This window comes from Streptomyces sp. W16 (assembly GCF_033194735.1).
GTDB lineage: Bacteria > Actinomycetota > Actinomycetes > Streptomycetales > Streptomycetaceae > Streptomyces.
On record NZ_JAWOAI010000506.1, the window covers coordinates 1 to 6,877 of the forward strand.

Here is a 6,877-nt window from a genome sequence, read left to right on the forward strand (position 1 = left end):
TCAGGTCGGCGGGGGTCTGGACCAGGGCCGCCTGGTGGTACGCGGCGATGGGACCGCCGCGCTCCAGCAGGCCGCGCATGATCGGGGTGAGCGGGACGGTGCCGGTGCCGTCGTCGTGGACGGCGTGCCGTTCGGCGGTGCCGAGCGGGACGGCAACTGCCGCCAGTGCGGCGACGGTTCGGTGCTGGAAGACCTGGCGCGGGGTGACGCGCAGGCCGCCTGCCCGGGCGCGGGCGACGAGTTGCATGGCGACGATGCTGTCGCCGCCGAAGGTGAAGAAGTCGTCGTCCGTGCCGACCGCCTCGGCGGGCAGCCCGAGCGCGTCCGCGAACAGATCGCGCAGGGTGCGCTCGGTGTCGTTCTCGGGGGCCCGGCCGCCGCCCGTCGCGGTGAAGTCCGGGGCGGGCAGGGCGGATCGGTCGAGCTTGCCGTTGGACATCAGCGGCAACCGGTCGAGGACGACCACGGCGGCCGGGACCATGTAGTCGGGCAGTACGGCGGCGGCATGGGCGCGCAGAGCGGACCCGTCCGCCTCGTCGGCGACCACGTAGGCGATCAACTGCCTTACGCCGGGCCGGTGTTCGCGGGCCACGACGACGGTCTGGGCGACGGCCGGGTGGGTGTCCAACGCGGCCTCGATCTCAGCGAGTTCGATACGGAAGCCACGGATCTTGACCTGGTCGTCCGTGCGGCCGGCGAACTCCAGCAGACCGTCCTCGGTCCAGCGGGCCAGGTCGCCGGTGCGGTACATGCGCTCGCCGGGCCGATTGGCGTACGGGTCGGCGACGAAGCGTTCGGCGGTGAGGTCGGGGCGGTCGAGGTAGCCGCGGGCAAGGCCGGGTCCTGACAGGTACAACTCGCCGATGACACCGGGCGGTACCGGGCGCAGGGCGGTGTCGAGGACGTAGGCGCGGGACTCGTGGACGGGGCGTCCGACGACCGGGGTGGCGCTGTCGCGGACCCGGCCGACGAGCGCGTCGACGGTGGCCTCGGTGGGGCCGTACAGGTTGAACGCCTCGGTGTCCGGCAGTGCGGCGAGCCGCGTCCACAGCGACTCGGGTACGGCCTCGCCGCCGAAGCCGACCACGGCGAGCGGGCAGTCGCCCTCGGTGCCGATCAGTCCGCTGTCCGCCATCTGCGCGAGCAGCGACGGAGTGACCTCGATGAAGTCGATCCCCCGGCCGCGGATGAACTCGGCGAGCAGTTCGGGGTCACGGCGGGTCTCGTCGTCAGCGATGTGCAGCGCGTGCCCGTCCAGCAGCCACAACTGCGGCTGCCAGGAGGCGTCGAAGGAGAACGACCAGGCGTGGCCGACCCGCAGACGGCGCAGTCCGGTGCGCTGCCTGGCGACCTCGTGCAGGTCGTGGCGGTGGCTGTGGAAGAGGTTGGCGAGGCCTCGCTGGGTGACGACGACCCCCTTGGGGCGGCCGGTGGAGCCGGAGGTGTAGATGACGTAGGCGGGGTGATCGGGGTCCGGTATGGCGGGTTCCCCCTGTGGCAAGCCCTCGATAGGGGCGTCAAGTCGCAGTACCGGTACGCCGGTTGGGGGCAGCGTGGCGGCCGTCTCGCCCGTGGCCAGGATCAGCACGGGGCGGGCGTCTTCGAGCATGCCGGTCAGGCGGGAGGCGGGGAGGTCGGGGTCGAGAGGCAGATAGGCGGCGCCCGCCTTCATCACGGCGAGGATCGCGGCGATGTGGTCGACGGTGCGGGGCAGCGCGAGGGCCACGATCCGTTCGGGTCCGGCGCCGTGTCCGGCGAGGGTGCGCGCCAACTGGTCGGTGCGGGCGTCGAGTTCCGCGAACGTCCAGGTCGTACGACCGTCGGTGACGGCGATCGCGTCCGGGCCGGCGGCGGCCTGCGCAGCGAACAACTCGGTGACCGTGCCCGGGCGTTCGGAGTCCGGGAGCGCGGTGTCGTTCCAGCTCTCCAGGACGGTGTCCAGGTCGGCGGGGCCGAGCAGGTCGAGGCGTCCGACGGGGCGGTCGGGGTCGGCCGCCATCCCGGTGAGGAGGGTGGTCAGGGCGTCCGAGATGCGTCGTACGACGGCCGGTTGGAACAGGTCGGGGCGGAACTCGGCGGTCAGCCGCAGCCGTTCGGCGGGCTCGACGGCCCACGCGAAGGGGTAGTGGGTGGAGTCCTCGTGGTCGCGGACGGTGACGCGCGGTCCGTCACCCGCTTCCTCCGCGTCGGCCACCGGGTACGACTCGAACACCACGAGGGTGTCGAAGAGTTCACCGAGTCCGGCCGCCCGCTGGATGTCGGCGAGACCGAGGTGCTGGTGGGCGATGAGGGCGGACTGCTCGTCCTGGAGTCGCGTCAGCAGGCCGGCCGCGCTCTCCTCCTGGCGGACGTTCACCCGCACCGGCACGGTGTTGATGAACAGGCCGATCATCGACTCGGCACCGGCCAGTTCGGGCGAGCGCCCGGCGACGGTGGCGCCGAACACCACATCGGTGCGGCCGGTGAGCCGGCCGAGGAGCACGCCCCAGGCGGCCTGGACAAGGGTGTTGACGGTGACGCCCCGGCGCCGCGCGAACGCCTCCAGCTCCGCCGTACGGTCCGGGTCCAACTCCACGGTGTGGGTGCTCGGTACGACGGCGGCCCGGTCGGGGTCGACCGGTGCGAGCCGGGTCGGCTCGGCCAGCCCGCCGAGCGCCTCGGCCCAAGCGGCGGCAGAGGCTGCCGGGTCCTGGGCGGCGAGGAGTCGAAGGTGCTCGCGGTAGGGGGCGGGCGCGGCCGGAGTGCGGCCCTCGTAACGCGCCCAGAGCTCGGCGGTGAGCAGCGGCAACGACCAGCCGTCCAGCAGCAGGTGCTGGTGCGAGAGCACGAGCCGATGCCGGTCCGGACCCAGGCGGGCGAGCAACAACCGCAGCAGCGGCGGGTGTTCGGGGTCAAAGCGGCGCCGCTCCTGGACTAGCAGCCGCTCCCACTCCTCCGGCTCGTCGGTCAGATCGAGCTGCCGCCACGGCAGTACGGCCGTTCGCGGTACGACGGCCACCGGCCGCCCGGAGGACAGGTGCCGGAAGCCGCTGCGCAGGTTCTCGTGCGCGTCGAGCACGGCCTGTGCGGCGGTGTGCAGCCGGTCGGGGTCGAGCGGGCCGTCGAGGTCGTAGGAGACCTGGACGGTGTAGACGTCCGGGCCGTCGTCGCCCGAGTCGAGGGCGGCGTGGAAGAGCAGGCCGGCCTGGAGCGGGGAGACCGGCAGGATCTCGGTTCCGGCGGGCAGGGCGGCGAGTTCGGCGCGCTCGTCGTCGGTGAGGTCGAGCAGCACGGTGTCGTCGGCGCGCTCGGTGGTGAGCGTGGTCGCGGTCACGGTGGCGAGCCCGGCCGCCGACTTGTGGCGGAAGACGTCACGCGGGCTGAAGGTGAGCCCCGCCGCGCGGGCGCGGGCCACCAGCTGCATGGCGACGATGCTGTCGCCGCCGAGGGTGAAGAAGTCGTCCTCGACACCGACCCGTTCGAGACCGAGGACGTCCGCGACGAGCGCGCAGAGGGTCTCCTCCAGCGGTGTGCGCGGCCGGGTGTCGGTGACCTCGGCGGCGAAGTCGGGGGCGGGCAGGGCACGGCGGTCCAGCTTGCCGTTGGGGGTGAGCGGGAGGGCGTCGAGGGTGACGACGGCGGCCGGGACCATGTGGTCGGGCAGTGACCGGGCGGTGTGGGCCCGAAGTTCGGCGGCGCCGGCCGGGGCGCCGGCCGGCACGACATAGGCAACGAGCCGTTCGTCCCGTAGGACGACGGTGGCGTGCGCGACGCTCGCGTGGGCGGTCAACACGCTCTCGACCTCGCCGAGTTCGATACGGAAACCGCGCAGCTTGACCTGGTCGTCGGCGCGGCCGAGGTATTCCAGGGTGCCGTCCCGGGTCCAGCGGGCCAGGTCTCCGGTGCGGTACATGCGGGCGCCGGGTTCGGTGGCGTGGGGGTCGGCGACGAAGCGTTCGGCGGTCAGGGCGGGGCGGCCGAGGTAGCCGCGCGCCAACTGGACGCCCGCCAAGTACAGTTCGCCGGCCACGCCGGGCGGTACCGGGCGCAGGTGAGCGTCGAGGACGTAGGTGCGGGTGTTCCACACCGGGCGGCCGATCGGCACGGTGGCCGGGTCGGCGGGCACCTCGTGGGCGGTGACGTCGACGGACGCCTCGGTGGGCCCGTACAGGTTGTGCAGCCGGGTGTCGGCGAGGACCTGGTGGAAGCGGGCGGCCAGCGGGGCGGGCAACGCCTCGCCGCTGCACATCACTTGGCGCAGGTCGACGCAGTCGGCGGCGGTGGGTTCGTCGAGGAAGGCGCGCAGCATCGACGGTACGAAGTGGGCCGTGGTGATGTGCTGACGCCGGATCAGGTCGGCGAGGTAGGCCGGGTCCTGGTGGCCTTCGGGGCGGGCCACGACGAGGGTGGCGCCGGTGATGAGCGGCCAGAAGAACTCCCACACGGACACGTCGAATCCGGCCGGGGTCTTCTGCAGGACCCGGTCGTCGGCGTCGAGTCGGTAGGTGTCCTGCATCCACAACAGGCGGTTGGTGATGCCCTGGTGGGGGACGGTGACGCCCTTGGGGCGGCCGGTGGAACCGGAGGTGTAGATGACGTAGGCGGGGTGGCGCGGATCGTGGGCGGTGGGAAGGGGTGCGTGTGCCGGGCGGTCGGGCGTGCCGTCCGTGGCCACCGTGAGGGTGGGTACGTCGATGTCCGGGAGGGCGACACCCTCGGCGGTGATCAGGCAGACCGGGCGGGCGTCGGCGAGCGTGTGGGCGAGCCGTTCGGCCGGATAGCCGGTGTCGAGGGGCAGATAGGCGGCGCCCGCGCGGTGGACGGCGAGCAGGGCGACCACGAGGGCGAGGGAGCGCGGCAGGGCCACGGCGACGACGGCCTCGGCCCGCGCCCCGTGAGCGGCGAGGGTGTGTGCCAACTTCTCCACGCGCAGGTCGAGTTCGGCGTAGGTGAGGGCGGTGTCCTCGAAGACGACCGCCGTGGCTTCCGGGGTACGGGCGACCTGGCAGCGGAACAGCTCGGGCAGGGTGAGGTCCGGGACGGTCCTGGTGGTGGCGTTCCAGTCGGTGAGGACGAGAGCGCGTTCGTCGTCGTGGAGGACGTCGAGGGTGCCGATGCGACGGTCGGGGTCGAGGGCCACCTGGGCGAGCAGCGACTCCAGGCTCTGGGCGAGGAGTTCGGCGGTCGACTCGTCGAAGAGGTCGGCGCTGTACTCGATCCAGCACCGCATGCCGTCCGCGCCCTGCTCGACGAAGTCGAAGCTGAGGTCGAACTTGGCGCCCTGCTGGCCGAGTTCCTCGCGGCGGGCGGTGAGACCGGGCAGGGTGGGAGTGGCGCCCTCGTCTTCGAGGTGGACGACCATCACCTGGAACAGCGGGTGCCGGGCCAGTGAGCGGGCCGGGTTGACCGCCTCCACCAGGCGCTCGAAGGGCAGGTCCTGGTGTTCGTAGGCGGCGAGGTCGGTGTCCCGGACGCGGGCGAGCAGGTCGGCGAACGTGGGGTCGCCGGACAGATCGGTGCGCAGGACAAGGGTGTTGACGAAGAACCCGATCAGGTCTTCGAGGTGTTCGTCGGTCCGTCCGGAGATCGGTGCGCCGAGCGGGATGTCGTCCCCGGCTCCGAGCCGGTGCAGCAGCGCGGCGACGGCGGCCTGCGTGACCATGAACATACTGACACCGTGGCGGCGGGCCAACGCGCGCAGGGCGCTGGTGCGTTCGGCGTCGAGGGTCAGTCCCACGGCACCGCCCAGGTGGCTGCCCTCCAGCGGGCGTGGCCGGTCGACGGGCAGCGCGAGTTCGTCGGGCAGGCCTGCCAATGTCTGGTGCCAGTAGGCGAGTTGGCGGGACTGGCGGCTGTCCGGAGCGTCGGGGTCGCCGAGCGCGTCGCGGTGCCAGAGGGCGTAGTCGGCGTACTGCACCGGCAGCGGGGTCCACGCGGGCGCCCGTCCCTCGCGGCGAGCCTCGTACGCGGTGGCCAGGTCGCGCCACAACGGCCCGTCGGACCACTGGTCGCCGGCGATGTGGTGCAGCACCAGCAGCAGCACGTGCTGGTCCTCGTCCACCTCGAACACGTGGGCGCGCAGGGGGAGTTCGCGGTCGATGTCGAAGCCGCGCGCGGCTGATTCGGCGAGCAGGGCGGGCAGTTCGGTCGCCGTGACCCGGCTGTGGTGCAGGGGTACGGAGGCCTGGTCCAGCACTACCTGGCGGGGGCGGCCGTCCCGCTCGGGGAAGACCGTGCGCAGGCTTTCGTGCCGTACGGCGAGGTCGTCCAGCGCGGCAGACAGCGCATCCCGGTCGAGCGCGCCGGTCAGCCGCCAGGCCGCCGGGATGCTGTAGGTGGCTCCCGGGCCCTCGATGCGGTGCAGCAGCCAGAGGCGCTGCTGGGCGTAGGAGAGCGGGAGTTCGTCGGGCCGGGCGGCGGGGACGAGGGCGGGCAGTCCGCCGGCCCTGTCGTCGAGGCGGGCGGCGAGCTGTGCGGGCGTGGAGGCCTCGAAGACGGTACGGACGGTGAGGTCGGCGCCAAGTGCCGTACGGACGCGGCTGACCAGGCGCATGGCGAGCAGGGAGTGGCCGCCGAGGGTGAAGAAGTCGTCGTCCGCGCCGACCCGTTCGAGGCCGAGGACGTCGCCGAAGAGTCCGGCGAGGATCTCCTCGCGTGGGCTGCGGGGCGAGGTGCCCGTGTCTGTGCCGGTGGTGAAGTCGGGGGCGGGCAGGGCGGCGCGGTCGAGCTTGCCGTTCGGGGTGAGCGGCAGCACGTCGAGCGTGACGAAGGCGGCGGGGACCATGTGGGCGGGGAGGGCGGCGGCGGTGTGGGCGCGGAGGGCCGTCACGTCCAGTGGCCGTGCGGCCGTGCGAGCACGCGACGCTTTCTCGTCCGCCGGCGCGTCGGCCGCACCTGC

General features: G+C 73.1%; 1 protein-coding gene. It reads right to left on the minus strand.

All coding sequences use genetic code 11. From position 1 onward, the window contains the following. The coding region (locus tag R6V09_RS41940; RefSeq protein WP_317886744.1) for a non-ribosomal peptide synthetase at positions 1 to 6,877 on the minus strand (6,877 nt) is incomplete at both ends.